Source organism: Nocardioides sediminis (assembly GCF_003047295.1).
GTDB lineage: Bacteria > Actinomycetota > Actinomycetes > Propionibacteriales > Nocardioidaceae > Nocardioides > Nocardioides sediminis.
Genome location: NZ_PZYZ01000001.1, coordinates 418784 through 443602, shown reverse-complemented (window position 1 = coordinate 443602; position 24819 = coordinate 418784). Strand labels below are relative to the sequence as shown.

The following is a 24819-nucleotide window of genomic DNA, read 5'->3' as shown; positions in this document are numbered from 1 at the left end:
GACCTATCAATCATCGCCTAACGCGTCCTTGTCATCGATGAATATTCAGACCTACCGTGAATTGATCGTGGTGACGGCCACCACACCCCCGCCGGGCACTCCCGTCCGGACACCCACACACCCCAGAGCCGTACGGAGGTCGAGGACATGGAGCTGCGCCACCTGCGCTACTTCGCCGCCGTCGCGGAGACCCGTCACTTCGGCCGCGCCGCCGAGCGGCTCCACCTCGCGCAACCCGCCCTCTCGCAGGCGATCCGCCAGCTCGAGAAGGAGCTCGGCACCGCGCTGTTCACCCGCACCACCCGTCACGTCGCCCTGACCCCCGCGGGCGAGTTCCTGCTCGGCGAGGCCACCCGCGTGCTCGACGCCGTCGAGGACAGCGTGCGCGGCGTACGTCGCATCGCCGATGGCCGCCTGGGCCTGGTCCGCATCGCCTTCACCGGCTCGGCCGCCTTCACGGAGCTGCCGCGCATCGCCCGGGCCGTCAAGAGCGACCTGCCCGGCGTCGCCCTGGAGATCCACGCCGACCTGCTGACCCCCGCCCAGACCGCCGGGCTGCTCGACGGCAGCCTCGACATCGGCATCCTGCGCCCCCCGGTGTCGGGCGAGGGGCTGGCGCTGCGCACGATCGAGATCGAGCCCCTGGTGCTGGCCGCGCCCGCCGACCACCGGCTGGCCACCGAGCCGGTGGTCGCGATGGCCGACCTGCGCACCGAGGAGCTCATCCTCTTCGCCGACTCCCACTCCGCGGTCAACGACGCGGTGCTGCGCAGCTGCACCGAGGCCGGCTTCGCGCCCCGCAAGGAGCACGAGGCGCCCGGCACCGCCGCCCTGCTCGCCCTCGTCGCCGCCGGGCTCGGCATCGCCCTGGTGCCCGCGTCCGCCCGTGCCCTGCCGCTCGCCGGCGTGGTCTTCCGCGACGTCACCGACAGCGCCACCGTCGAGCTCGCCTGCGCCTGGCGCGCCGACACCGACTCCTCCCTGGTCCGCGCGGTGCTCGCGTCGCTGGAGTCCGCCGGCACCTTCCCCGACTCCCCCGTCCGGGCAGCCGAGCCCAGCCCGTCCAGCCCGTCCCGCCAGCAGGCACCGACCCACCAGTCCGAAGAGGCCGACCGATGAAGATCACCGCCGTCGAGGCGATCCCCTACGCGATCCCCTACGCCAAGCCGCTCAAGTTCGCCAGCGGCGAGGTGCGCGTCGCCGAGCACGTGCTGGTGCGCGTGCACACCGACGACGGGGTCGTCGGGATCGCCGACGCCCCGCCGCGTCCGTTCACCTACGGGGAGACCCAGGCCGGTGTCGTCGCGGTCATCGACTCCCTCTTCGCCCCCGCCGTGGTGGGGCTGGGCCTGATGGAGCGCGAGCAGATCCACGCCCGGCTCAACCGCACCGTGGCCAACCCCGTCGCCAAGGCCGCCCTCGACATGGCGGTGTGGGACGCCCTGGGCCGCACGCTCGGCTACCAGGTCAACGAGCTCCTCGGCGGCTGGTCCGACCGCATGCGCGTCTCGCACATGCTCGGCTTCGACTCCCCCGCCGCGATGGTCGCCGAGGCCGAGCGGATGCGCGACACCCACGGCATCACCACGTTCAAGGTCAAGGTGGGCCGTCACCCCCACACCCTCGACACCGCCGTCGTCCGCGCCCTGCGCGAGGGTCTCGGCGAGGAGGTCGAGCTGTACGTCGACGGCAACCGCGGCTGGTCGGCGTCCGAGTCGGCCCGCGCCATGAGGGAGATGTCCGACCTGGGCCTCACCTTCGCCGAGGAGCTCTGCCCCGCCGACGACGTCCTGGGCCGGCGCTGGCTCGTCCAGCAGCTCGACGTCCCCTTCATCGCAGACGAGTCCGTGCCCACACCCGCCGACGTCACCCGCGAGGTCCTCGGCGGCTCGGCCACCGCGGTCAGCATCAAGACCTCCCGGACCGGCTTCACCCAGAGCCGGCGGGTGCACCACCTCGCCGAGGGACTCGGCCTCGAGGTCGTCATGGGCAACCAGATCGACAGCCAGCTCGGCTCCGTCTGCACCGTCTCCTTCGGCGCTGCCTTCGAGCTCACCTCACGGCGCGCCGGGGAGCTGTCCAACTTCCTCGACATGAGCGACGACCTGCTCACCGAGCCCCTGGAGATCCGGGACGGCGAGCTGACCATCCGACCGGGCGCCGGGCTCGGGGTCGAGATCGACCCGGACAAGCTCGCGCACTACCGCCAGGACTGACCGCACCACCGATCCGCACCACCGATCCGCATCACCGACCTGCACCACCGATCCGCACCATCCCGAGGAGATTCCGCCATGACCACCACCGCCCACCCCACCGAGACCGCCAGCGCGGCCGCCTCCGGCGCCAGCGCCACCGAGCGGTTCCACACCGACAAGTCGCCCTTCGAGGCCGTCAAGGACGTCCCGAAGGAGCGCGTCGACACCCTGGCCCGCGAGGTCCTCGAGGCCATCTATGCCACGGTCCGCAAGCACAAGGTCACCTACGACGAGTTCAACGCCCTCAAGGCGTGGCTGATCAGCGTCGGCGAGGACGGCGAGTGGCCGCTCTTCCTCGACGTGTGGCTCGAGCACGTCGTCGAGGACGTCGCCACCGAGCACCGCGAGGGCAACAAGGGCTCGATCGAGGGCCCCTACTACGTCCCGGACGCCCCCGAGCAGGGCGCCCGCGGCACCATCCCGATGCGGGAGGACGAGGGCGGCACCCCGCTCGTGTGGAGCGGGCAGGTCACCTCGACCGACGGCTCCGCCCTCGGCGGCGCCAAGGTCGAGCTCTGGCACGCCGACGACGACGGCTTCTACTCCCAGTTCGCCCCCGGCATCCCCGAGTGGAACCTGCGCGGCTCGTTCACCACCGACGAGGAGGGCCGGTTCGAGATCACGACCGTGCAGCCCGCGCCCTACCAGATCCCCACCGACGGCTCCTGCGGCAAGCTGATCGCCGCCGCCGGCTGGCACGCCTGGCGCCCGGCCCACCTGCACGTCAAGGTGTCGGCGCCCGGCCACGAGCTGCTGACCGCGCAGCTCTACTTCCCGGGCGACGAGCACAACGACGACGACATCGCCAGCGCCGTCAAGCCCGAGCTGATCCTCGACCCGAAGCAGCAGGACGACGGCACCGCGACCGTCGACTACGGGTTCGTCCTCGACCCGGTCAAGGGCTGAGCCGGGTGCTGTACCTGGTCCGGATGGACGTGCGCCTGCCCGACACCCTGGTCGGGCAGGCGCGCGCCGACCTGCTCGCCCGCGAGAAGGCCTACAGCCAGGAGCTGCAGCGGTCGGGCGAGTGGCCCCACATCTGGCGGGTCGTCGGCGAGTACGCCAACTACTCGGTCTTCGACGTGGACTCCCACGACCGACTGCACGAGGTGCTGTCCGGGCTCCCGCTCTTCCCCCACATGGACATCCAGGTCACGCCGCTGGCGTCGCACCCCAGCGACGTCCGTGCCTGACCACGTCCGACCGCGTCCGACCGGGCCACCTGAGCACGGCCCGCCGCGTGGGGCGGGCACCCGGTCCGGCCAGCACGGGGTGGCCCGGGTCGGGTCTCGGTGGACGTGTCCCTCTTGTCGACACCAGTCACCGGATCTGATCTGCGGCGATGCGCTCGCGGACCGTGGCGACGGTCGGGACGTGCGCGGCCGGCGCGGGGACCCGCGAGGCGCGGCAGTGCTGCGCCTCGACCTAGGGACGCTCGACGGCCTCCGGGCCGCGGAAGCTGCCCGGGAGCAGGTCGGTGGCCAGGACGCTGAGCGGGCCTTCGGGCGAGGGGACGATCACCCGGCACCGAGGGTAGTAGTCGACAAGGACCTGGCGGTCCCGTCCGCAGGGGCTCAGGACACCGCGCCCACCGTCCCCCACCGCAACGATGGTGAGGATCTCCCGTGCTCCGCCGGCGCGGGCTGACGCGAGGGCGACGAGCTCGGCGCAGGGCCCGCCAGTGAAGTGGTACAGGTTCACGCCGGCGAACATGCGAGCGTCGTCCGCCAAGACGGCAGCCCCCACGGTGTGGACCCCGTCGTCGTCGACCGAGGCGGCATCGGTGTTCGCGTCGATGGTCCGGGTGGCGAGGTCGAGCAGGGCGAGGTCGCCGTCGTTCAGGGCGCGGCCGCTGGGGAAGAACATGACTCTAGGGTGACGGACCGCCGGACGCAGGCAGTAGCCAGGTCGGGGTCGTGAACGCCCGATGCCAGTGCCGATGCTGTCCGTCCAACGTCGGACACACACGCGACCCAGCACGGGGTGGCTCGGGTCGGGTCTCAGGCCCGGTGGTCCGCGCCGTCGTCGGGACGCGGGGACTGCTCGTCGCGGTCCGCCGACCCGCCGGCCGTCGGGTCTACCGGCTCGTCGCCGTACAGACCGGCGTCCTTGGCCGCCTGCGCCTTGCGGAGCTGCTTGACGAGGCTGAAGCCCAGGACGGCCACCGAGACGGCCAGCAGCAGGAAGATGATCAGCGCCGTCCAACCGGCCTTGACGTCCTCGGGCTCGGGCGTCTTGTCGGACAGGGGGATCAGCAGCAGGTCGAGCATGGGTCCAGTATCCGCCAGGCCTCCCAGCCCGGCGTCACCAGGGCACCGGCTGACCGTCAGGCGGGACCGTCAGGCCGGGTCGGGCGTGATCCCGGCGAACAGGTCGTCCTCGGGCACCGACGACTCGACGTGGCTCACCACGAGCTCGTAGTCCTCGGTCGGCCAGGTCTTCTGCTGGATCTCGCGCGGGATCGCGAACCAGAAGCCGTCCGGATCGATCTGGGTGGCGTGCGCCAGCAGCGCCTGGTCGCGCACGCCGAAGTACTCCCCGCACGGCACCCGCGTGGTGATCCGGTCGTCCCAGTCCGGCTCGCGCTCCCAGTTCTTCAGCCGCTCCTCGTAGGGCGACTCGAGGTCGTGGGCGAGCATCGCCTCGTGGAGCGCGTTGGTCTTCGCCCAGCTCCAGCCGTGGTGGTAGTAGAGCTTGGCCGGCTGCCACGGCTCCCCCGCGTCGGGGAACCGCTCGGGGTCGCCGGCCGCGTGGTAGGCCGCCACCGAGACCTCGTGGCAGCGGATGTGGTCGGGGTGCGGGTAGCCGCCGCGCTCGTCGTACGTCGTCATGACGTGCGGTCGGAAGTCGCGGATGAGCCGCACCAGCCGCTCGGTCGCTTCCTCCAGCGGCACCAGCGCGAAGCAGCCCTCGGGCAGCGGGGGCAGCGGGTCGCCCTCCGGCCAGCCGGAGTCGACGAAGCCGAGCCAGTCCTGCCGCACGCCGAGGATGTCGCGGGCGCGGTGCATCTCCTCGCGCCGGATCTCGGTGATGTTCTCCCAGACGTCGGGTCGGTCCATCTTGGGGTTGAGGACCGATCCCCGCTCGCCGCCGGTGCAGGTGACGACGTGCACGTCGACGCCCTCCGCGACGTACTTCGCCGTCGACGCGGCGCCCTTGCTCGACTCGTCGTCGGGATGGGCGTGCACGTGCATCAGGCGCATTCCGGCGCGGGGACCGCTCGACGGGGACCTGCGGACGTCGGACGGGAGCACCGGCGCTCCGTCGAACGTCGACCGGACTGCTCGGGCGGCGCGGTGGCTGTTGCCGGCGCTCTCGGCGTCGTCGGTGCTGGCGGCGCGGTCGGGGGTCTCCTGCGGCATGGTTGGAGCATAGTTTCTAGGCTGGGGGCGTGAACCAGCCGCCGCCGACCGGACCGCCGACCCCACCGTCGGCCTCACCCCGGGGCACCGACCTCTCCGAGCGGTACGGCGTGCCCGCCCCGTGGCGACGTACCGCGCTGCTCGCGAGCGTCGCGGTCGTCGCTCTCGTCTTCGTCGGGTGGGTCGCGTGGGCGGCGTGGTTCCACGGCAGCCCGGCCGTGGAGTCCGAGCTCACCGCCTACGACGTCGCGGGCGAGCACTCGGCGACCGCCGTCGTGCAGGTCTCCCTGGAGCGGGGAGTCGACGCGAGCTGCCGCGTCCGGGCCCTTGCCGAGGACCACATGACGGTCGGGGAGCTCGCCTTCACCCCCACCGACGGCCGCAACGAGGTCGAGGTGCGCACCGAGCGCCGGGCCACGAGCGTCGAGCTGGTGGGCTGCACGACGCCCGACCAGCAGCGCCCCCGCTGACGTCCGGCGCGCCTGCCGGTCACGGGCGGCCCGGTCCACCCACCCCGTGGGGTGGACGATCGGCCTGCGTCGACGCGTCCGGGTTGCTAGTGTGGAGGTCTGCCCGCGTGGCAGCGCCGGCCCGTCGTCGGCCGCGAGCGCACCGCACGAACGCAGACAGTCACCATCACCACCACGACGTGGGGTGCAGATCGTCGCACCCACACTGACTCTCGATCCACACCGTAGGAGTACGACATGACCCAGGACGCCGGCACCATCTGGCTGACCCAGGACGCCTTCGACAAGCTCCGGGCCGAGCTCGAGGACCTCAAGGGTCCTCGCCGCCAGGAGATCATCGAGCGCATCTCCGCGGCTCGTGACGAGGGCGACCTCAAGGAGAACAGCGGCTACCACGCCGCCAAGGACGAGCAGGGCAAGCAGGAGGCCCGCATCCGCCAGCTCGAGGACATGCTGCGCCGCGCCGAGGTCGGCGAGACCCCGCCCAACGACGGCGTCGTCGAGCCCGGCATGGTCGTCACCGTCAAGATGGTCGACTTCGACGAGGAGGAGAAGTTCCTCCTCGGCGCCCGCGAGAACCTCGCCGAGGGCGACAAGCTCGACGTCTACTCGCCGCAGTCGGCGATGGGCGCCGCGATCAACGGCAAGTCCAAGGGTGAGACCGTGACCTACGAGGCCCCCAACGGCAAGGCCGTCACCGTCGAGATCCTCGACGCGGAGCCCTACCGCTCCTGACCCGCTGGCATTCCACGAACGGCCCCCGTCCTCGGACGGGGGCCGTTCGTCACTCGTAGACCCGGTAGCCCCGCTCGCGCAGCCGGGCCATGACGCCCTCGGCGTGCTCGGCCCCGCGCGTCTCGAGCTGGATGCGCACCTCGACCTCGTTGAGGGTCAGGGTCGGCGAGATCCGCTCGTGGGCGACCTCGAGCACGTTGGCGCCCGCCTCGCCGACCTCGTGGAGCAGGCCCGCCAACCCGCCGGGCAGGTCGGGGATGACGACGCGGAGGTAGAGGTAGCGGCCGGCGGCGGCCAGGCCGTGGCGGATCACCTTGCTGAGCAGGAGCGGGTCGATGTTGCCGCCCGAGAGCACGGCGACGGCCGGGGTCTCGAAGGCGGTCGGGTCGTCGAGGATGGCCGCCACGGCCGCCGCGCCGGCGGGTTCCACGACCATCTTGGCGCGCTCGACCAGGGCCAGCAGCGCCCGCGACAGCGACTCCTCGGAGACGGTGATGATGTCGTCGCAGTGCTGCTGGACCGCGGCGAACGTGATGTCGCCGGGACGGCCGACCGCGATGCCGTCGGCCATCGTGGTCATCGACTCCAGCGCCACCGGGCTGCCCGCCTTGAGCGACCCGGGGAACGCAGCGGCACCCTCGGCCTGCACCCCGACCACGCGCACGTCGGGACGCAGCGCCTTGATGGCGATGGCCATCCCGGCCAGCAGTCCGCCGCCGCCGGTCGGCACCAGCACCGTGCGCACCTCGGGTGCCTGGTCGAGCACCTCGAGCCCGGCGGTGCCCTGGCCGGTGACGATGTCGCGGTGGTCGAAGGGGTGGATGAGGACGGCCCCGGTCTCGTCGGCGAAGCGGCGCGCCTCGGCGAGCGCGTCCTCGAGGTAGCGGCCGTGGAACCGCACGTCGGCGCCGTACCCCCGGGTGGCCTTCTCCTTGGGGATCGGCGCGCCCTCGGGCATGAAGACGGTCGACCGGATGCCCAGCGTGCTGGCGGCCAGCGCGACGCCCTGCGCGTGGTTGCCGGCGCTGGCCGCGACCACGCCGTGCGCGCGCTCCTCCGGTGAGAGTCGCGAGATGCGCAGGTAGGCGCCGCGGATCTTGAAGGAGCCGGTGCGCTGGAGGTTCTCGCACTTGAGGCTGACCGGCCCGCCGGCCAGGGCCGAGAGCCAGCGGGACTCCTCCATGGGTGTGCGCACGGCGATGTCCGCGAGCACCTCGCGGGCGACCTCGATGTCGGCGAGGGTGACGGGGGCCGCCGGGTCGGGTGCGGTGTCGGGGGTGTGGTCGTCGGTCACGCTTCGGTTCCTTCTCGTCCTGCCGGCTGGTCGGGCTGGTCGTGCTCGTCCACTCGTTCCTCCACCTCGGCCTCCTCCTCGTCCGAGGTCACCGGGGAGTCGAAGTCCTCGGGTTCCGGGTCGCTGGCGAGGTGGTTGACCACGGCGTTGGCGGCGGCGGCGAGGGGTACGGCGACCAGCGCGCCGGCGATGCCCGCCACCAGCACGCCGCACCCGATCGCGACGATGACGCCGAGCGGGTGGAGGGAGACGAAGCGGCCCATGAGGAACGGCTGGAGCACGTGCCCCTCGATCTGCTGGACCAGGATCACGCCGCCCAGCATGAGCAGCGCGGTGATCGGTCCCTGGTCGACGAGGGCGACCAGGATGGCGACGAGGCCGGCGACCGTGGCGCCCACCATCGGCACGAACGCACCCAGGAAGACGAGCACGCCGATCGCCAGCACGAACGGCACGCCGAGGACGGCGGCGACGGCCATGACGCCGAGGGCGTCGACCAGCGCCACCAGCACCGTGGCCCGGACGAACTGGGTCAGGGAGATCCACGCGACCCGGCCCGAGCCGTCGACGTGCTCGCGTGCCGCGCGCGGGGCCAGGCGCACCAGCCAGGCCCAGATGCGGTCGCCGTCGGCGAGGAAGAAGTAGGTGGCGAACAGGATGATGAAGAAGCCCGCCACCACGTGCCCGACCACGGTGCCGACCTCGGTCACCCGGGTCAGCGCGCCGCCCTCGCGGGACTGCTCGGTGATGGTGCGCTGGGCTGACTCGATCCAGCCCTCGAGCTGGCTGTCGGTGAGGTTGAGCGGCCCGGACAGCAGCCATCGCCGGACCTGCCCGAGGCCCTCGACCACGGACGCCGCGAGGTCCTGGGCGCCGGTGGCGACCTGCTGGCCGACGTAGGTCAGCAGCAGCCCGACGAAGGCGATCCCGACGATCATCACCATGCCGGTGGCCAACGGCCGCGGCAGCCCGACCGACTGGAGCCGGGCCACGGCCGGCCCGACGAGCGCGGCGATCAGCAGGGCGATCGCCAGCGGCAGCGTGATGACCGCGAAGTAGGCGAGCACCCGGGCGATCCCGAGCGCGGCGACGGCGATGATGATGATCCGCCATGACCAGGCAGCGGCCAGGTCGAGCCCCCACGGCACCTGGGCGCGACTGAAGTTGCTGGTCCCGGTGGTGATGGCGATCGGCTCGGGGCGGCGCTCGGCCCGCAGCGCGGCCCACTGCTGCACCAGCTGGGAGGCCCGGCGCTCGCGGCGCGCGTCGTCGGCGTCGCCCGCAGCGCCGTGCCCGGCGTCGTGACCGGTGCTCACCGGCTCGTCTCCCTCACGGGTGCAGGCTACTCATCGGCGGCGCTCACCCGACGGCGGCACTCACTCGGTGGCCGCAGTCGCCAGCCGCTGCACCAGCCGGTGCGCCGCCACGGGGTGCTCGGCGACGAGAAGCCCGGCGGCGGCCAGCACGTAGTCGCGGTCCACGACCACCCGCGGCGACCGCGGGAGCTGCCACCCGCCCTCGACGTGCGCCCCGGTGCTGGGCGCGAGCACGCGTCGTACGACGCCGTCGGTGCCGTGCCGCAGCACGCCGCCTGACCCCACGAGCAGGTCGACCTCGCGCAGGTCCTTGCCGGTGCGCTCGACGACGCGGCCCTCGGGGCTGACGACGACCTTGCTGCGGCCGGCGTGGCGGCGCAGCGCGAGGGCGATCGCGGCCCGGGCGATCGCCTCGTCGGCGTCCCGTTCCTCGGCCTCGTGCTCGGGGTCGTCGGCGGGCAGGAAGCCGGGGTCGTCGTGCCGCCGCGACGCCGCCGCGGCGAGCTCGGGCAGCCCGGCCTCCTCGACCGTGCTGACCGCCGACCACCGCATGCCCAGGTCGCCCTCGACGGTGCGGGTCACGGGGGTCTGGGCGACGACGTCGCGTGCCAGGCTCGCGTCCTCCGGGTCCAGCTCGACCACGCTGTGCACGTCGGTGGTGGCGCCGCCGACGTCCACGACGACGACGTCGCCGGCGCCGGGGGCCTCCGGGCCGAGGCCGCGGGCGAGCAGCTCGACCCCGGTCAGGACGACGTCGGGCGTGGCTCCGCGGACCAGGGACGTGAACTCGTGGCCGTCGGCCGCGACCCGGGAGCTGAGGTGCTTGCCACCGATGACGTGCGCCAGGAACATCTCGCGGATGGCCGCCCGCGCGCTGTCGGGGGCGAGGACGCCGATGCGGGGCACGACGTTGTCGGCGAGCACGACCGGCAGCCCGCCCAGGACCGCGGCGACGTCGGTCTGCGCCTCCACGTTGCCGGCCACCACGACCGGCCCGCGCCACCCGCCCTCGACGATCCCGCGAGCCGCGGCCAGCAGCGGTTCGGCGTTGCCGCCGTCGGTGCCGCCGGTCAGCAGGACCACGTCGGGCTCGCCGAGGTCGGCGAGGTCGTCACCGCGGCTCACCGCCCGGACCGCGACGACCTTGCCGCCGCTGGACAGCGCCACGCGACGGCCGGCCTCGGCGGTGACGAGCTCCTCGTTGCCCACGACGGCGATGCGCAGGCCACCACCGGTGCTGGAGCAGGCCAGCACCTCGGCGTCGCGGGCGCGGGGGTCCCGGTCGGCGAGCGCCGCCAGGCACGCGTCGTACGCGTCGAGGACGTCACCGACCACCTCCCCGTCCGGCAGCGCCGTCGGCAGGGTGGTGGGGTGGCTGGCGGCCGCGACGATCCGTCCCTGCTCGAGGTCGACCAGCGCCGCCTTGGTGAACGTGGACCCGAAGTCCACGCAGACAGCCGTGCTCCCGGCCTCAGGGCTGTTCATGGCCGGGGTCCGTCAGCTCGCGCCCAGGGCGCGGTCGAGGTCGGCGAGGAGGTCCTCGGCGGTCTCGATGCCCACGCTGAGGCGGACCAGGTCGGCCGGGACCTCCAGGTCGGTGCCCGCGACGCTCGCGTGCGTCATCCGCCCCGGGTGCTCGATGAGCGACTCGACGCCGCCGAGGGACTCGCCGAGGGTGAAGACCTGTGCCGACTCGCACACCCGCAGCGCCTGCTCGACGCCGCCCTTCACGCGGAAGGAGACCATCCCGCCGAAGCGCTTCATCTGCCTCGCGGCCACCGCGTGGCCCGGGTGCGACTCCAGACCCGGGTAGATCACCTCGGTGACCGCGGCGTGGGAGCCGAGGAACTCGACGACCTTCTCGGCGTTGTCGCAGTGCCGGTCCATCCGCACGCCCAGGGTCTTGAGCCCTCGGTGGGTCAGGAAGCAGTCGAAGGGACCGGCCACGGCGCCCATCGCGTTCTGGTGGAAGGCGAGCGCGTCGGCCAGCTCGTGGTCGCGGACGACCAGCGCACCGCCGACGACGTCGCTGTGCCCCCCGACGTACTTGGTGGTGGAGTGCACGACCACGTCGGCGCCGAGGGTGAGCGGCTGCTGGAGGTACGGCGAGGCGAAGGTGTTGTCGACGACGAGCAGGGCACCGGCGTCGTGCGCGACGGCGGCGAGCGCCTCGATGTCGCCGACGTTGAGCATCGGGTTGGTGGGCGTCTCGACCCAGACCAGCTTCGTGCGGCCGGGCTGGATCGCGGCGCGGACGGCGTCGACGTCACTGATGGCGGCCGGGCTGTGGTCCAGGCCCCAGACCTTCTCGACCTTGTCGAATAGTCGGAAGGTGCCGCCGTAGGCGTCGTCGGGGATGACCGCGTGGTCGCCCGGGCGGGTGAGCGCGCGGACCAGGGTGTCCTCGGCGGCGAGGCCGCTGGCGAAGGCGAGCCCCCTCTCCCCCATCTCGACGGCCGCCAGGACACCCTCCAGGGCGGTACGGGTCGGGTTGGCGGAGCGGCTGTACTCGTAGCCGCCCCGCAGCCCGCCGACACCGTCCTGCTTGTAGGTGCTCGTGGCGTAGATGGGCGGGATGACCGCCCCCGTCATCTCGTCCGGCTCGTAGCCGGCGTGGATCGCTCGCGTCTCGAAACCGGTCTTGTGCGTGTGCTCCTGGGTCACCCGGCGAGAGTAGTCCTCGGCCGCCCCCGCCGGGGATCCGGGCGACGAGCGACCTCAGGACTCAGCGAGCTGCGCCGGCTCCGGGCGCCGAAGGTCGATCGGTGCCTCTCGCGCCGGCCGCCGGGTTCGGGGCGATGCTGCTGGGACGGGCCGCCCAGCTGCCGAAGACCTGGAAGAGACCAGCACCGGACGCCTGGGCATAGATGCTGGCGCCGAACGGGTCGGCCGGAGCACCGAAGCACGTCCCGCTCGAGTTGCAGATCCCGCGGTTGGCGCTCACGGGCCCGAACGTCGCGCCTTCGAAGACGCACAGGTTGCCCGGTGCGGCGTTCGGCGCGGCGGCGGTACCCGAGCAGCCAGTGGGGACGGGGTCCCCGACCTTGATGTAGTGGGTTGCTGGCGCGGCCGAGAACGTGTGGCCGAAGGAGATGCCGTTCGACGCCAGAGCTGAGCCCGTGCCTTCGCCCGAGACGAAGTAGCTACCTCGGATGAGGCTCGGGTACGGCGCGTACCGCGCGTCGCTCTCGGCCTTCGTGTAGGACGACCCGGCGGTCGCATAGCTGCCCTTGGCCTGGTAGCGCGCGTCGGACTCCGTCCTCGTCCAGACATCCGTCTTGGTGTAGGTGTCCGCCTTCGCTGCGAACGTCTTGTCGGCCTTCGACTTCTTGTAGTAACGCTTGTCGGCGTAGGGCTGGAGCTCCTGCTTCCAGATCTTCTTCCAGTTCGTCGCCGCCAGCTGCGCCACCTCGGCACCGGCGGGGGTCACGGCCAACAGGCCGCCTCCCACCAGGACACCGATCATGACTGCGACGAGTCCTCGCCGCATCCTGCTAGGTGTGTTCATGCTTCCGGTCCTCTCGCGTTCCTTGCGTGGTGGGGGGAAGCTCCTAGAACAGTGCGCCCGATCGGCCACCGAGCGCACCGGTGGGTGCCCAACCGTCTAGACCACCGGACTCGTTTCCACCAGGGCTCGGCGAGGCGGTCCACGGCCGGTGGCGCGCCCCTTCCCTCGATCGGGCCGGAGTCGGACCATCGAGGGATGACCACCACCAACCCCGCACCCGACGCGGCGGGCGCCCCGCCCGAGTCCGCCGCGGACCGGGTCCTCGGCGCCATCCTCGGCGGCATGGACCTGCTCGCCATCTACCTCGGGGACCGGCTCGGGTACTACCGGAGCCTCGCCGACGACGGGCCGGCCACCGCCTCCCAGCTCGCGGTCCGGACCGGGACCGACGCGCGCTACACCCGCGAGTGGCTCGAGCAGCAGGCCGTCACGTCACTCCTCGCCGTCGACCCGTCCTCGAGCCCGGACGACCCGGTCTTCCTCCTGCCGGACGGGTTCCGGGCGGTGCTCACCGACGGATCCAGCCTCGACTACCTGGCCCCCGTCGCGAGGCTGGTCGCGTCCGTCGGCCCCGCGCTCCCCGACCTGCTCGAGGCCTACCGTCACGGGACCGGCGTCAGCTGGGACGACCTCGGCGACGACGCGCGGACGGGCCAGGCCGACGCCAACCGCCCCTGGTACGAGCACCGCCTCGCCGACGCCCTCGCCTCCGTCCCTGACGTGCACGCCCGGCTGGGCCGGCCCGGCGCCCGGGTCCTCGACGTGGGTTTCGGGGGCGGGTGGTCCACCATCGCGCTGGCACGCGCCTACCCCGACGCCACGTTCACCGGCATCGACATCGACGCCCCGTCGGTGGCGATGGCACGCGAGCACGTGGCCGCCGCCGGGCTCGAGGACCGCATCACCCTGATGCACGGCGACGCGGGCAGCCTGGAGGGTCACGGGTACGACGCCGCCTTCGCCTTCGAGTGCGTCCACGACATGCCGCGCCCCGTCGAGGTCCTCTCGGCCGTCCGGCGCGCGCTCGCGCCCGGCGCGCCCCTGGTGGTGATGGACGAGGCCGTGGCCGACGCCTTCGCCCCGGACGGCGACGAGCTGGAGAGGCTGATGTACGGCTTCAGCCTGTTCGTCTGCCTCCCCGACGGCTTGTCCTCGCCGCCCAGCGCGGGGACCGGGACCGTGATGCGTGCCTCGACGCTGGCGGCGTACGGGCGGGAGGCGGGCTTCACCACCTGCGAGACGCTGCCGATCGAGGACTTCGGGTTCTGGCGGTTCTACCGGCTCGCGTGACGGGACGCCCCGGCCGGCCTTGTCCGCCCAGGGAGAATGGCGCCATGTTCGGATTCGGCAAGCCCACCACCCTCCCGTCACCCGACGAGGCCCTCCCGGGTCGCGATTCCTCGCCCTGGACGCTCGGCGAGCACGTCGTCCTCAAGACGCCCGTGGTGTCCGACGAGGTCCCGGCCGGCCACGAGGTCGCGATCTTCGGCCTGGGCTGCTTCTGGGGCGCCGAGGAGATCTACTGGCAGGTCCCGGGCGTCTGGTCGACCTCGGTCGGGTACGCCGGCGGCCACACCGCCCACCCGTCGTACGAGGAGGTCTGCTCGGGCCGCACCGGTCACACCGAGGCCGTGCGGATCGTCTTCGACCCCGCCGTGGTCTCGTACGCCGACCTGGTGAAGAGGTTCTTCGAGATCCACGACCCGACCCAGGGCATGCGCCAGGGCAACGACGTCGGCACGCAGTACCGCTCGGCGATCTACTTCACGAACCCGGAGCAGGAGTCGATCGCTCGGGAGCTGACCGAGCTGTACGGCGACGAGCTCGCCCGCCGCCGACTCGGGTCGATCACCACCGAGATCCGGCCGGCGTCAGAGGCGGGCTGGTACTACGCCGAGGACCAGCACCAGCAGTACCTCGCCAAGAACCCCTTCGGCTACCGCTGCCACGCCAACACCGGAGTGAAGTTCCCGGCCTGAGCTGTCGATCCCGGCGCTTCTCGTCCGTCATGGTGGTAAGCGCGGGCATCGGGTCCGCGCACGGACGACAGGAGCGGCCATGGGCCAGTACGCCATCTACTTCAACCAGCAGTGGGTCGGCGACCACGCCGCCGAGTGGTTCCAGTCGCGCGTCGAGCCGTCGGCGGCAGTCATCAGGGAGATGAAGCAGGCCGGGGTCCTCGTCTTCGCCGGCGGCCTCGACGAGAGGATCCAGGACGCCTTCCACGCTGACGCGACGAGCGGCACGCCGATCGTCACCGACGGGCCCTACGCCGAGACGACGGAGTTCCTCGGCGGGATCACCGTCATCGACGTGCCCGACGAGGAGGCTGCACGCTACTGGGCCGGGAGGGTCGCCGAGGGATGCGGGTGGCCGCAGGAGGTGCGCCGCTGCCAGTAGGGGGTCTGGTCTCCCTCGCGCCGCGGGGTCCGTACCCTCCCGGCGTGAGCAGTCCCCTCAGCACGCGCGTCGGTCAGGTCTTCATCCCCGTCAGCGACATGACCGCGGCCGTCGGCTGGTACGCCGAGCTGTTCGGCTTCGACGCCGACACCGGTCGCCTGGGTCACGAGGACACGATCTTCGACATCCCGACCGAGGGCCCGCCGTACGTCTGCCTGGACGCCAACCAACCGGACGTCCTGCCGTCGGGGCCGGCTCGGTGCTTCTTCCTGACCGACGACCTCGAGGCAACGGTGGCGCACCTGGGCACGCTGGACGTTGCCCACGTGTCTCCGATCGAGGACATCGGCAGCCTGCGGTTCGTGACGTTCAAGGACCCTGACGGCAACGTGCTCATGGCGGCCGAGCGCCGCTGAGCGCGGGCACCCCCACTCGTGCTCCTACCTGCGTCGGTGGAAGCGGAGGTCGCCGTTGGGGAGGCGGTCGTGGAGGTAGCGGTCGTCGTGCGCCCGATGATGGTGATGACCGCAGAGGAGGACCCCGTCGGCAAGGTCTGTCTTCCCGCCCCTCGACCACGGCACCAGGTGGTGCGCCTCGCACCACGCGGCCGGGATGTCGCAGCCCTCGGCGCGGCAACCGCCGTCGCGCAGGCTCATGGCCTTGCGCTGGCCGGACGTGTAGAGCCGCTTGGCCTTCCCGAGGTCCAGCAGTTCCGACTGGCCGCCGAGGACGGCGGGGACCACGTGGGCGGTGCACGCCAGCCGCCGCGCCTCGGCGGCGCTGATGCGGCCGCCGGTGTCGGTGGTCGCGACCCCGACCCCGGAGAGCAGGGTGTCGAGGTCCATGGTCACCACGACGGTGGTGGCGGTCCCGCCATGGACCGGGAGCCGGGCGGGGTCGAGGTGCTCGAGCAGCTCGCAGAACGCGTGGCCGAGCCGGACGGGGTAGGTCAGCTCGCGCCGGGCGTCGGTCTCTCCCGGGGTGCCGTCCTGCTTGCGGGGGTTGGTCCACGCGTGCAGATAGGTCAGGAGCCGGTCCGCGGTGGCGTCCGGGACTCGTATCCTGATCGTCGTCGTCCCGTCACCATGCGAGTGGGTCGTGAGGCTGGTGGTCCTGCGGGCGGCGCGTTCCTCGGCCTCGAGACGCTTGCGCTCCTCGTCCTCCTCGACCTCCGGAGCGACCACGTCGAGGATCCGGCGGCCCAGGACGCGCAGCTCCCGGGGCGCGAACGACGCCGCGTGCTCGACCAGCACCCGCTCCGCCTCGTCCAGGATCTCGGCCGCGATCACCTTGGGCAGCGCCTCCAGCGCCCGGGCGATGACGTCGGCCTGCGCCGTTGACACCTCACCCGAGCCATGTGCCTCTGCAAGGACCGTCCACCGGGTCAGCGACCGTGCCAGCACCATGTCGCGCCGCGCCGCACCCCGGTCCACCCGAGTCTCGCGCTGGCACCATGCCGCGATGTCCCGGTCCCCGGTCCCCTCGGCAACATCCTCGGCGACGGCCACGACCCGGAGTCGGGTGGAGTCCAGACGAGCGGTCAGCCGCGCGAGCTGGACCAGCGCCTCGGCCTTCTCGGCCGCGGACAGGTACAGCATCTCGACGGCCTCGACCTTGTCCAGCGCGGCAGCGATCGCCTCGCCCGCCTCTGCGACCAGGTGTCCACTCGTCATCTCAGCCCCCGCCGGATCGGCAGCCGGGCCGTCCCCGTGGCGGTCCCGGCTGCGTACAGCCGAGTCTAATCGAACATGTGTTCGATTGCCAGCGCGAGGGCCATCCTGTGGATCGGCGATGTCTCAGGACTTCGGGTGACAGTTCTGCAGCAGGACAGCGGTGACACTCCAGCGGTCCGAAAGTGCCCTGTCGGCACGATCCAGCGCGACGGAAGTGCCCGGTCGGCACGGATCGGCATCTGACTAGGCTCCACACGTGACCGACGGTGCCGTTGCCCATGCCCTGGTCGTCGTGGACGTGCAACGTGCCTTCGTCAACGGCCCGCAGGCCGTCCCCGCGGCGACACCCCTGCTGACGGCCGTGGAGCAACAGCTGGACCGTGCGCGTGCCGCCGGCTGCCTGGTCGTCCACCTGCAGAACCACGGAGACCCAGGCGCGCCCGACCAGCCGGGGACGGACGGATGGTGCCTGGCCCACCAGACCGCTCCCGGTGAGACCGTGATCGGCAAGACGGACGACGACGGCTTCGAGGGAACCGACCTCGAGGAGCTCCTGACCGCCGCCGGGGCACGCACGCTGTCGATCTGCGGACTCATGTCCGAGATGTGCGTGGCCGCCACCGCCCGCGGCGCACTCCGGCATGGTTTCAGCGTGGTGCTGGCGCGCGACGCCCATGCCACCCAACCCGTGCCGGACCAGGGGCCCCGGGCGCCGGCCGTGCCGGCCCACCTGGTGGCGCGGGTCGCCGAGTGGTCACTCGGCGACGAGGTCGTCGTCGTGGACGAGTCCAGCGAGATCACCTTCACGCGTCCCTGACTCGGCGCCCGGCGACCTCCCCACAACCTTCACGATTCCTCCGCCATCACGCCCCTCCCACGCGCCTACGTTCGCGGCAGACCGCACCGGAGCGACGAGGAGGCACCGTGATCGAGGTACGAGGACTCACCAAGCGCTACGGCGACGTGACCGCCGTGGACGACTTGACCTTCGACGTCCGGGAGGGGCTGGTGACCGGCTTCCTCGGACCCAACGGCGCCGGCAAGTCCACGACGATGCGGATGGTCCTCGGCCTCGACCGGCCCACCGCGGGCCGCGCGCTGCTCCACGGCCGCCCCCTCACGTCGTACGCCGAGCCGTTGCGCGAGGTGGGCGCCCTCCTGGACCCCGGCTCGATGCACCCGGGGCGCACCGGCCGCAACCACCTGCGCGTGGCCGCGCGCACCAACGGCGTACCCGACGAGCGCGTCGACGAGGTGCTGGAGCAGGTCGGGATGGCCTCCGCGGCCCGGCGACGGATCAGGACCTACTCGCTGGGGATGCGGCAGCGCCTCGGGATCGCCGCGGCCCTGCTGGGCGACCCGCGGGTGCTCCTGTTCGACGAGCCGGTCAACGGGCTGGACCTCGACGGCGTCCGGTGGATCCGCGGCCTGCTCCGTAGCCTGGCCGACGAGGGACGCACGGTGCTGGTGTCCAGCCACCTGATGAGCGAGATGCAGCAGACGGCCGACCGGCTCGTCGTCATCGGTCGCGGGCGGCTGGTCGCGGACGCGACGATGGAGGAGGTCCTGGCCGGACTCGGCGGCCGGCAGGTCCGCGTGCGGACGACGGGCCTGGACCTCCTGGCCTGCCGGTTGCGGGCGCGTGGACGGGTGGTCCGTCAGGTCGACGAGCAGGAGGCGGTCGTGGACGGCAGCGACGCCCGCGAGGTCGGGGACGCCGCCCACCACCTTGGCCTGGCCGTGCACCACCTCTCGGAGGTCGAGCAGTCCCTGGAGCAGGCCTTCCTGGAGCTGACGGGTGACGCGGTCGAACACCACGGCGGCACCGAAGCCGTGTCGCGGACGAGCGTGGAGGCAGCCCGATGACCACCCGGGCCGACGTCGCGCCCAGCCCCGGCACAACACCCACGCGGGCGCGCGTCCTGGCCCGCACCTGCCGGGCCGAGTGGACCCGCCTGTGGACCGTCCGCACGACGTGGTGGTTCGCCGCCGCGGCCGCCGTCGCGATGGTCGGGCTCGGACTCGTCGCCGGCAGCGACGCGGCCGGCAACCCGGACCCGCCGTACGGCGAGCCGGCCTGGGTCGCGCCCGCGATCGCGTCGCTGCCGACCCAGTTCGCGCTGCTGGGACTCGCGCTCGTCGCGGTGACCTCGGAGTACGCCACATCGGCCATCGTCCCGACGCTCCAGTGGGCGCCCCGGCGCTCGACGTTCTTCGCAGCGCGCGTCCTCGTGGTCGTCGGCACCGCCACCGGGCTCGGCGCGCTCCTCGCCGTGGTGAGCGGGATCGCCGCCCACGCGATGGCGTCCGACATCCTGGTGCTGCCGGTCGACGACGGCCTCTCGGTCGTCGGCACGTCGGCCTTCGTCTTCGCTGCGGGCTGCGCCCTCGCCGTCGGGCTCGGACTCGTGCTGCGGAGCACGGCCGGCGCGCTCGTGGCCGTCTTCCTGCTCATCCTGCTGCTGCCCTTGTTGCTGCCGCAGTTCGGCTACCGGTGGATGACCGAGGTCGCCGAGGTGCTGCCGGGCACGAGCGCGGTCTTCCTGCTGACCGGCGAGTCCGGGGCGGAGTCGATCACCGAGACGTCGGCCGTCGTCACCATGCTGGTGTGGGCGGCGGGCGCGCTCACCCTCGGCTGGCTGCGCCTGGTGCGCGACGACGCCGACCGGTGAGGGCTATGCCTCGTCGCTGTAGAGCGGCCCGGGATCGCCGTACGATACGCGTCGAACCCGACCGGGCAGCGCGGCCCCGAGCGCGTCGGCAGCCTGCTCCGTGCACCCGACGCTGAGCTCGATCTCCTCGTCGACCTCGCACGCGAGGCACCAGGCGCGGTCCTCGGGCCAGACGAGGTGCGGCTCCTGCATCCGTCCGGCCGACTCCCCTTCCCACATCAGCGCCGGCGCGTCCCGGAGCACCTCGACCGGACCGGTGAAGAGCAGCATCGTCCGGTTCGGCACCGGCACGCGTGGAGCACCCGGCGGTGGAGGCGTGCCCGCCCACCCCTCCCAGACCGCGGCGTAGGCGGTGTCCGGTGTGGTCGTGTGCCCGGCCAGCACCGACAGAGCGTCACGCACGGGGTCGCTCTCCAGGTCCGTGGGAAGGGCGATGCGGACGTACGCCGCGAAGCCCGGCGGCCCGAGACGCACGAGGTGCATCCAGTCGACGTCGCGCCGCAGCAGCCACGACGCCGGTGAGGCGTCCGCTGCCGCGCGCACCTCCACCGCTACAGCCCGAGGCTCCGCGCCGCGGCCCGGACGGTCTCGGCCGATGCCGCGAGCTGCGTCTCCTCCTCGGCGCTCAGCGGCGTCGCCAGCACGCTCTCGACGCCGGCGCGACCGACCACGGACGGCATCGAGAGGCAGACGTCCGACAGACCGTGGACACCGTCCAGCAGGGAGGTCACCGGCAGCACCCGGTGCTCGTCGTGCAGGACCGCCTCGAGGATCCGGGAGACGGCCAGGCCCACCGCGAGACTGGTCGCACCCTTGCCGGCGATGATCTCGTAGGCCGCGGTGACCACGCTCTGGTGGATGCGCGCGCGCCCGGCCTCGTCGAGGCGCGAGCCACCTGACTCCCAGTCCTGGACGGGAACGCCGCCGATGGTCGCCGTCGACCACAGCGGCACCTCGGAGTCGCCGTGCTCGCCGGCGATGTAGGCGTGCACGTTCTGGACGGCGACCCCGGTGTGCTCGGCGATGAGGAACCGCAGCCGCGAGGAGTCCAGCACCGTGCCCGAGCCGAAGACCCGCTGCGCCGGCAGGCCGGAGAACTGCAGCGCGGCGTAGGTCACCACGTCCACGGGGTTGGTGACCAGCAGCAGGAGGGCGTCGGGCGCCAGCCCGACCAGCCTGGGGACCAGGTCGCGGCACATGGCGACGTTCGCGGCCGCGAGGTCGAGGCGCGTCTGGCCGGGCTTCTGCTTGGCGCCGGCGGTGATGACCACGACGTCCGCACCGGCGCACACCGAGAGGTCGTCGCTGCCGGTGATCCGCGCCATCGGCGTGAACTGCATCCCGTGGTTGAGGTCGAGCACCTCGGCGCGCACCTTGCCCGCGTTGACGTCGAAGAGCGCCAGCTCGCGGCACACGCCGCGGATCTGCGCGGCGTAGGCGATCGCCGTACCCACCGCTCCGGCACCGACGATCGCGACCTTGGACATGCCCGCACTCTGGCACGCCCGACGCGGTACGTCGACGGGGTCGCCCGTTCGCCGGACCCGGCGGGCGGTGCTCGCCTACCGTCCCGTCATGGGCCTGTTCCTGTCCGCCACGGCGGTGCGGCACGCGCCGGCCGACGACGTGGCCACGGTGGTCGAGTCGTGGTGCTCGGACCACTTCGTCGTGTGCACCGAGGCCACCGGTCGCGACGTGCCGAGCGGCAAGAGGGTCGACGTCCACGCCCCGGTCGACGGGTGGACCACGGTGCTGTGGCCGACCTACTTCCAGTCCTACGTCGAGGTGGCCGAGCACCTGTCGGCCACGCTGGGCACGACCGTCTCCGCGGTCGACGTCTACGACAGCGACTGCTGGCAGCGGGTGCTGGTCGATCGCGGCGAGGTGGTCGACCGCTACGCCACCGACCCCCGCTACCTCACCAGCAGCCTCGAGTCGATCGAGGACGTCGCACCGCGCTGGCGTGGGAACCCCGATGCCGTCGCGGCGCTCCTCGGCTGCGACGCCCGCAACGTCGCCCGGCACTACCGACGCAACCGCCGCGACCGCACCTTCGACGACTGGGGCTTCGTCGCGCTGTAGGCCGAGGAAGGCATCACCTACCCGAACCCGCCGGGCAGCCACGCGACGTACGCGCTCGGCGACGACTGGTTCGACGTGCTGCGGCGCGTCCTGCGCCCCTGAGCCGAGACACCTACCCCCGACCCACGGCCAGCCGCACGTCCACGAGGTCGCCGAGCGCGACGCCCTCCGCGCGACGTACGGCGTCCTTGATCGGCAGGAACCAGGTCCCCTCCCGCGGGAACATCGACGTCGTGAAGGACGTCTCCCCCAGCCACGCCGTCACGGGCACGACGCCCCAGTAGGCGACCTCGGCCTTGACCTCGTCGACGAGCTCGGCCTCGTCGGGCGGCAGCGGGACGAAGTGGTAGGGCGCCGGACCGCGCCACTCGACGACCTCGCCGGAGAACTCCAGCTCCATGTCCGCACCCTAAAGCCGTTGCGAGCGCCCGGCGAGCCACCCGAGGGTGGTCCGCATGGATGAAGCGCGCGGAATGGACGGATTCGACCCGATGAGCAGCTTCGGCCCCGAGGTCGCGGAGCAGTACGACGACCACCTTCGCGGCGACGAGGACGTGACGGCCGACTTCCTGGCCGACCTCGCCGGGGACGGCACGGCGCTGGAGCTGGCGATCGGCACCGGGCGCGTCGCCGTCCCGCTCATGGACCGCGGCGTGCAGGTCGACGGCATCGAGCAGTCGCAGGCGATGACCGACCGGCTGCTCGCCAAGCGGCCGGGCGCGCGGGTGACCCTCGGCGACATGGCCTGCGCCGACGCTCCTGGTGACGACTACCGCCTCGTCTTCCTCGTCTTCAACACCATCGGCAACCTGCTCACCCAGGACGACCAGGTCCGCTGCTTCCAGAACGCATCGCGACACCTGGCGCAGGACGGCGTCTTCGTCGTCGAGAACCTCGTGCCGACCGCCCACCTCGAGGGCCGCTCGCAGTTCGTCGAGGCAGAGCGCGTCACCGCCGGCGAGGTCGTGCTCGACGTCAACCGCTACGACCCGGTGACCCAGCAGCTCCAGGAGAACCACGTCCGCATCTCCGCCGCGGGCATCCGGATGGGGCCGATCGCGCAGCGGCTGACCTTCCCCAGCGAGCTCGACCTGATGGCGCGCCTGGCCGGACTGCGCCTGGCGCACCGGTGGGGCGGCTTCGCCGGCGAGCCGTTCACCGCGCGCAGCGAGCGCCACGTGAGCGTCTACGCCCGCGCCTCCTGACGGAGAATGCGAGCCACGTCACCACCGATCGGCGACACTGTGGGCATGACCGAGCTCCCCCGCAAGGCCTTCTCCCGCAGCGCGCGTCTCGCCGCACTGCCGCTGGGGTACGCCGGTCGCACGGCCGTGGGCTTCGGCCGGCGGCTCGGCGGTGCTCCCGCCGACGCCGTGCTGACCGAGGTGCAGCAGCGCACGGCCGAGCAGCTCTTCCGGACCCTGGGTGAGCTCAAGGGCGGCGCGATGAAGTTCGGCCAGGCCCTGAGCGTGCTGGAGGCGGGCCTGCCCGACGAGCTGGTGGCGCCCTACCGCGACCAGCTCACGCGGCTCCAGGACGACGCGCCCCCGATGCCGACGCAGACGGTCCGCGACCAGCTCACCGCCCACCTCGGGCCCGACTGGGCGGACGACCTGGTCTGGCTCGACGGCGGGCCCACCGCCGCGGCGAGCATCGGCCAGGTGCACCGCGGCCGCTGGAGCGACGGGCGCGACGTCGCGGTCAAGGTGCAGTACCCCGGGGCCGGCGAGGCGCTGATGGGCGACCTGCGCCAGCTCGCCCGGGTGGCGCGCAGCGTCGCCCCCGTCTTTCCCGGCCTCGACATCAAGCCGCTGGTCGAGGAGCTCCAGGCGCGCGCCGCCGAGGAGCTCGACTACACCCTCGAGGCGGAGGCGCAGCGCGCCTTCGCCGAGGCCTTCCGCGACGACCCGGACTACGTGGTGCCCGACGTGGTCGCGGTGGGCGGTGAGGCCATCATCACCGAGTGGCTCGACTCGCCCTACTCCCTCGCGCACGTCGTCCGGGAGGGCACCCAGGAGGAGCGCGACCACTACGGCGAGCTGCTCGCCCGCTTCCTCTTCGTCGGGCCCGACCGGACCGGGATGCTGCACGCCGACCCGCACCCCGGCAACTTCCGTCCCGTCCCGGAGCCGGACGGCGGGCCCGGAAGGCTGGGCATCCTCGACTTCGGCGCCGTCGCCCGGCTCCCCGGAGGGCAGCTCCCCGAGGCCATGGGCCGGCTGATCCGTGTCGCCGCCGAGGCGGACCCGGAGTCCCTGGTGGCCGGGCTCCGCGAGGAGGGCTTCATCAAGGACAAGGTGCAGGTCGATCCGCAGCTGGTCCTGGACTACCTCTCCCCCTTCATCGAGCCGGCCCGCGTCGAGAGGTTCCGCTTCACCCGCGAGTGGATGCGCGGGCAGTTCGAGCGGATCAACAACCCGCGCGACCCGGCCTTCACGATGGCCACCAAGCTCAACCTGCCGACGTCGTACCTGCTCATCCACCGCACGTGGCTGGGCGGGCTCGGCCTGCTCAGCCAGCTCGAGGCCGAGGCGCCGTTCCGGGCGATCATGACCGAGCACCTGCCCGGCTTCGCCGCCGACTGACCGCCCGGACGTCCGTCGTCCGGGGACGGAGGACGTGCCACGATGCCGCATGGACTCCTCCACCGCACTCGCTCGTTGGCACGCCGTGGTCCGGAGCCGTGACACAGCGGGACTCCGCGCGCTCGTCGCCGAGGACGCGGTCTTCCGCAGCCCGGCGGTGCACACACCACAGGAGGGACGGGACACGGTCGTCGGCTACCTGACTGCCGCGTTCACCGTCCTCGGGCCGCACCTCGCCTACGAGCGCGAGTGGCTCGGCGAGGACAGCGCCGTGCTCCAGTTCCGCACCGAGGTCGGTGGCCTCGACGTGCACGGGGTCGACCTGATCACGTGGGGCGAGGACGGCCTCATCACCGACTTCACGGTCATGGTCCGTCCGGCGAAGGCCCTCCAGGTGGTCATCGAGCACATGGGTGCCGAGCTGATGAGGATGCTCGAGGCCGGCGCCGACTGAGCGCCGGCCG

Annotated in this window: 29 protein-coding genes; 17 read left to right on the top strand and 12 right to left on the bottom strand. The window is 72.6% G+C overall.

Annotated elements, in window-relative coordinates; all coding sequences use genetic code 11:
• The first annotated feature begins 147 nt into the window (after window positions 1-147).
• From DAI17_RS02100 to catC, 4 genes are all read left to right on the top strand, one after another.
• Complete coding sequence (locus tag DAI17_RS02100) at window positions 148-1119, top strand: LysR substrate-binding domain-containing protein (protein WP_107771235.1); 972 nt, start codon at window positions 148-150, stop codon at window positions 1117-1119.
• Window positions 1116-2216, top strand: coding sequence for a mandelate racemase/muconate lactonizing enzyme family protein (locus DAI17_RS02095; protein WP_107771234.1), 1101 nt, complete (start codon window positions 1116-1118; stop codon window positions 2214-2216). Before DAI17_RS02100 ends, DAI17_RS02095 begins: the two co-directional genes overlap by 4 nt.
• A 78-nt stretch (window positions 2217-2294) precedes the next feature.
• A complete protein-coding gene (catA, locus tag DAI17_RS02090) occupies window positions 2295-3164 on the top strand; it encodes a catechol 1,2-dioxygenase (RefSeq protein WP_107771233.1) in 870 nt (289 codons plus the stop codon).
• Window positions 3165-3169: 5 nt separating this feature from the next.
• Window positions 3170-3451 carry a muconolactone Delta-isomerase gene (gene catC, locus DAI17_RS02085; protein ID WP_107771232.1) on the top strand — a complete coding sequence of 94 codons (282 nt, stop codon included), beginning with the start codon at window positions 3170-3172 and terminating at the stop codon, window positions 3449-3451.
• A gap of 232 nt (window positions 3452-3683) precedes the next feature.
• Here the strand turns inward: catC and DAI17_RS02080 are convergent, their stop codons facing one another.
• The 3 genes from DAI17_RS02080 to mca all read right to left on the bottom strand — a co-directional run bounded on the left by DAI17_RS02080 (window position 3684) and on the right by mca (window position 5461).
• Complete coding sequence (locus DAI17_RS02080) at window positions 3684-4124, bottom strand: cytidine deaminase family protein (protein ID WP_107771231.1); 441 nt, start codon at window positions 4122-4124, stop codon at window positions 3684-3686.
• 134 nt (window positions 4125-4258) lie between these two features.
• Window positions 4259-4528 (bottom strand): hypothetical protein, encoded by a 270-nt coding sequence (locus DAI17_RS02075; protein ID WP_107771230.1) that lies wholly within the window; start codon window positions 4526-4528, stop codon window positions 4259-4261.
• 69 nt (window positions 4529-4597) lie between these two features.
• Entirely contained in the window at window positions 4598-5461 is an 864-nt protein-coding gene (mca, locus tag DAI17_RS02070) for a mycothiol conjugate amidase Mca (RefSeq protein WP_107771721.1), read from the bottom strand.
• Window positions 5462-5649: 188 nt separating this feature from the next.
• Here mca and DAI17_RS02065 point away from each other — a divergent pair, with 188 nt between their 5' ends.
• Window positions 5650-6090 (top strand): DUF4307 domain-containing protein, encoded by a 441-nt coding sequence (locus DAI17_RS02065; RefSeq protein WP_107771229.1) that lies wholly within the window; start codon window positions 5650-5652, stop codon window positions 6088-6090.
• Between the two features lie 237 nt (window positions 6091-6327).
• Window positions 6328-6825 (top strand): transcription elongation factor GreA, encoded by a 498-nt coding sequence (gene greA, locus DAI17_RS02060; RefSeq protein WP_107771228.1) that lies wholly within the window; start codon window positions 6328-6330, stop codon window positions 6823-6825.
• 49 nt (window positions 6826-6874) lie between these two features.
• On the opposite strand, the gene ilvA is transcribed toward greA, so the two are convergent.
• The 5 genes from ilvA to DAI17_RS02035 form a co-directional block, all read right to left on the bottom strand.
• Complete coding sequence (gene ilvA / locus DAI17_RS02055) at window positions 6875-8119, bottom strand: threonine ammonia-lyase (protein WP_107771227.1); 1245 nt, start codon at window positions 8117-8119, stop codon at window positions 6875-6877.
• Window positions 8116-9435: an AI-2E family transporter gene (locus DAI17_RS02050; RefSeq protein ID WP_107771226.1), complete on the bottom strand. Its 1320-nt coding sequence runs from the start codon at window positions 9433-9435 to the stop codon at window positions 8116-8118. The genes ilvA and DAI17_RS02050 overlap by 4 nt, the downstream gene beginning before the upstream one ends.
• Before the next feature lie 60 nt (window positions 9436-9495).
• Window positions 9496-10920 (bottom strand): glutamate mutase L, encoded by a 1425-nt coding sequence (locus DAI17_RS02045; protein ID WP_107771225.1) that lies wholly within the window; start codon window positions 10918-10920, stop codon window positions 9496-9498.
• Window positions 10921-10932: 12 nt separating this feature from the next.
• Entirely contained in the window at window positions 10933-12099 is a 1167-nt protein-coding gene (locus tag DAI17_RS02040) for a cystathionine gamma-synthase (RefSeq protein WP_107771224.1), read from the bottom strand.
• Between the two features lie 61 nt (window positions 12100-12160).
• A complete protein-coding gene (locus DAI17_RS02035) occupies window positions 12161-12901 on the bottom strand; it encodes a hypothetical protein (protein WP_107771223.1) in 741 nt (246 codons plus the stop codon).
• Between the two features lie 237 nt (window positions 12902-13138).
• Between DAI17_RS02035 and DAI17_RS02030 the strand changes: the two genes are divergently transcribed.
• From DAI17_RS02030 to DAI17_RS02015, 4 genes are all read left to right on the top strand, one after another.
• The gene (locus DAI17_RS02030) at window positions 13139-14233 is read left to right on the top strand and encodes a class I SAM-dependent methyltransferase (RefSeq protein WP_107771222.1); all 1095 of its coding nucleotides are present in this window, start codon (window positions 13139-13141) and stop codon (window positions 14231-14233) included.
• A 44-nt stretch (window positions 14234-14277) separates the two neighbouring features.
• Window positions 14278-14922: a peptide-methionine (S)-S-oxide reductase MsrA gene (msrA, locus tag DAI17_RS02025; RefSeq protein ID WP_107771221.1), complete on the top strand. Its 645-nt coding sequence runs from the start codon at window positions 14278-14280 to the stop codon at window positions 14920-14922.
• Between the two features lie 79 nt (window positions 14923-15001).
• Complete coding sequence (locus tag DAI17_RS02020; protein WP_107771220.1) at window positions 15002-15343, top strand: YciI family protein; 342 nt, start codon at window positions 15002-15004, stop codon at window positions 15341-15343.
• A 44-nt stretch (window positions 15344-15387) separates the two neighbouring features.
• Window positions 15388-15759, top strand: a complete 372-nt coding sequence (locus DAI17_RS02015) for a VOC family protein (protein WP_107771219.1) — start codon at window positions 15388-15390, stop codon at window positions 15757-15759.
• A 24-nt stretch (window positions 15760-15783) separates the two neighbouring features.
• Here DAI17_RS02015 and DAI17_RS02010 read toward each other — a convergent pair whose 3' ends face one another.
• A complete protein-coding gene (locus DAI17_RS02010) occupies window positions 15784-17016 on the bottom strand; it encodes an HNH endonuclease signature motif containing protein (RefSeq protein ID WP_107771218.1) in 1233 nt (410 codons plus the stop codon).
• Between the two features lie 256 nt (window positions 17017-17272).
• Between DAI17_RS02010 and DAI17_RS02005 the strand changes: the two genes are divergently transcribed.
• From DAI17_RS02005 to DAI17_RS01995, 3 genes are all read left to right on the top strand, one after another.
• Window positions 17273-17833 carry an isochorismatase family protein gene (locus tag DAI17_RS02005; RefSeq protein ID WP_107771217.1) on the top strand — a complete coding sequence of 187 codons (561 nt, stop codon included), beginning with the start codon at window positions 17273-17275 and terminating at the stop codon, window positions 17831-17833.
• A gap of 107 nt (window positions 17834-17940) precedes the next feature.
• On the top strand, window positions 17941-18882 hold the full coding sequence (locus DAI17_RS02000) for an ABC transporter ATP-binding protein (RefSeq protein WP_107771216.1): 942 nt from the start codon (window positions 17941-17943) through the stop codon (window positions 18880-18882).
• The gene (locus DAI17_RS01995; RefSeq protein ID WP_107771215.1) at window positions 18879-19688 is read left to right on the top strand and encodes a hypothetical protein; all 810 of its coding nucleotides are present in this window, start codon (window positions 18879-18881) and stop codon (window positions 19686-19688) included. Before DAI17_RS02000 ends, DAI17_RS01995 begins: the two co-directional genes overlap by 4 nt.
• A 3-nt stretch (window positions 19689-19691) precedes the next feature.
• On the opposite strand, the gene DAI17_RS01990 is transcribed toward DAI17_RS01995, so the two are convergent.
• Entirely contained in the window at window positions 19692-20231 is a 540-nt protein-coding gene (locus DAI17_RS01990; protein ID WP_159081302.1) for a hypothetical protein, read from the bottom strand.
• Between the two features lie 8 nt (window positions 20232-20239).
• Window positions 20240-21175 (bottom strand): L-lactate dehydrogenase, encoded by a 936-nt coding sequence (locus tag DAI17_RS01985; protein WP_107771213.1) that lies wholly within the window; start codon window positions 21173-21175, stop codon window positions 20240-20242.
• Between the two features lie 88 nt (window positions 21176-21263).
• Here DAI17_RS01985 and DAI17_RS01980 point away from each other — a divergent pair, with 88 nt between their 5' ends.
• Window positions 21264-21770, top strand: coding sequence for a hypothetical protein (locus tag DAI17_RS01980; RefSeq protein WP_159081301.1), 507 nt, complete (start codon window positions 21264-21266; stop codon window positions 21768-21770).
• A 112-nt stretch (window positions 21771-21882) separates the two neighbouring features.
• Here DAI17_RS01980 and DAI17_RS01975 read toward each other — a convergent pair whose 3' ends face one another.
• Window positions 21883-22170 carry a DUF1905 domain-containing protein gene (locus tag DAI17_RS01975; RefSeq protein WP_107771211.1) on the bottom strand — a complete coding sequence of 96 codons (288 nt, stop codon included), beginning with the start codon at window positions 22168-22170 and terminating at the stop codon, window positions 21883-21885.
• Between the two features lie 55 nt (window positions 22171-22225).
• Between DAI17_RS01975 and DAI17_RS01970 the strand changes: the two genes are divergently transcribed.
• The 3 genes from DAI17_RS01970 to DAI17_RS01960 are packed head-to-tail and all read left to right on the top strand — an operon-like array spanning window position 22226 to window position 24809.
• Window positions 22226-22975 (top strand): class I SAM-dependent DNA methyltransferase, encoded by a 750-nt coding sequence (locus DAI17_RS01970; protein WP_234412088.1) that lies wholly within the window; start codon window positions 22226-22228, stop codon window positions 22973-22975.
• Between the two features lie 45 nt (window positions 22976-23020).
• On the top strand, window positions 23021-24355 hold the full coding sequence (locus DAI17_RS01965) for an ABC1 kinase family protein (protein WP_107771209.1): 1335 nt from the start codon (window positions 23021-23023) through the stop codon (window positions 24353-24355).
• A 49-nt stretch (window positions 24356-24404) separates the two neighbouring features.
• A complete protein-coding gene (locus tag DAI17_RS01960) occupies window positions 24405-24809 on the top strand; it encodes a nuclear transport factor 2 family protein (RefSeq protein WP_107771208.1) in 405 nt (134 codons plus the stop codon).
• Window positions 24810-24819 lie beyond the last annotated feature (10 nt).

What these genes read in the sequence shown, in the direction of transcription:
- DAI17_RS02100 (WP_107771235.1), top strand. Translation starts at nt 148, where the DNA reads ATGGAGCTGCGCCACCTGCGCTACTTCGCCGCCGTCGCGGAGACCCGT.
- DAI17_RS02095 (WP_107771234.1), top strand. Translation starts at nt 1,116, where the DNA reads ATGAAGATCACCGCCGTCGAGGCGATCCCCTACGCGATCCCCTACGCC.
- catA (WP_107771233.1), top strand. Translation starts at nt 2,295, where the DNA reads ATGACCACCACCGCCCACCCCACCGAGACCGCCAGCGCGGCCGCCTCC.
- DAI17_RS02080 (WP_107771231.1), bottom strand. Translation starts at nt 4,124, where the DNA reads ATGTTCTTCCCCAGCGGCCGCGCCCTGAACGACGGCGACCTCGCCCTG.
- DAI17_RS02075 (WP_107771230.1), bottom strand. Translation starts at nt 4,528, where the DNA reads ATGCTCGACCTGCTGCTGATCCCCCTGTCCGACAAGACGCCCGAGCCC.
- mca (WP_107771721.1), bottom strand. Translation starts at nt 5,461, where the DNA reads ATGCGCCTGATGCACGTGCACGCCCATCCCGACGACGAGTCGAGCAAG.
- greA (WP_107771228.1), top strand. Translation starts at nt 6,328, where the DNA reads ATGACCCAGGACGCCGGCACCATCTGGCTGACCCAGGACGCCTTCGAC.
- DAI17_RS02045 (WP_107771225.1), bottom strand. Translation starts at nt 10,920, where the DNA reads ATGAACAGCCCTGAGGCCGGGAGCACGGCTGTCTGCGTGGACTTCGGG.
- DAI17_RS02035 (WP_107771223.1), bottom strand. Translation starts at nt 12,901, where the DNA reads ATGATCGGTGTCCTGGTGGGAGGCGGCCTGTTGGCCGTGACCCCCGCC.
- DAI17_RS02030 (WP_107771222.1), top strand. Translation starts at nt 13,139, where the DNA reads ATGACCACCACCAACCCCGCACCCGACGCGGCGGGCGCCCCGCCCGAG.
- msrA (WP_107771221.1), top strand. Translation starts at nt 14,278, where the DNA reads ATGTTCGGATTCGGCAAGCCCACCACCCTCCCGTCACCCGACGAGGCC.
- DAI17_RS02020 (WP_107771220.1), top strand. Translation starts at nt 15,002, where the DNA reads ATGGGCCAGTACGCCATCTACTTCAACCAGCAGTGGGTCGGCGACCAC.
- DAI17_RS02010 (WP_107771218.1), bottom strand. Translation starts at nt 17,016, where the DNA reads ATGACGAGTGGACACCTGGTCGCAGAGGCGGGCGAGGCGATCGCTGCC.
- DAI17_RS01995 (WP_107771215.1), top strand. Translation starts at nt 18,879, where the DNA reads ATGACCACCCGGGCCGACGTCGCGCCCAGCCCCGGCACAACACCCACG.
- DAI17_RS01985 (WP_107771213.1), bottom strand. Translation starts at nt 21,175, where the DNA reads ATGTCCAAGGTCGCGATCGTCGGTGCCGGAGCGGTGGGTACGGCGATC.
- DAI17_RS01980 (WP_159081301.1), top strand. Translation starts at nt 21,264, where the DNA reads ATGGGCCTGTTCCTGTCCGCCACGGCGGTGCGGCACGCGCCGGCCGAC.
- DAI17_RS01975 (WP_107771211.1), bottom strand. Translation starts at nt 22,170, where the DNA reads ATGGAGCTGGAGTTCTCCGGCGAGGTCGTCGAGTGGCGCGGTCCGGCG.
- DAI17_RS01970 (WP_234412088.1), top strand. Translation starts at nt 22,226, where the DNA reads ATGGATGAAGCGCGCGGAATGGACGGATTCGACCCGATGAGCAGCTTC.
- DAI17_RS01965 (WP_107771209.1), top strand. Translation starts at nt 23,021, where the DNA reads ATGACCGAGCTCCCCCGCAAGGCCTTCTCCCGCAGCGCGCGTCTCGCC.
- DAI17_RS01960 (WP_107771208.1), top strand. Translation starts at nt 24,405, where the DNA reads ATGGACTCCTCCACCGCACTCGCTCGTTGGCACGCCGTGGTCCGGAGC.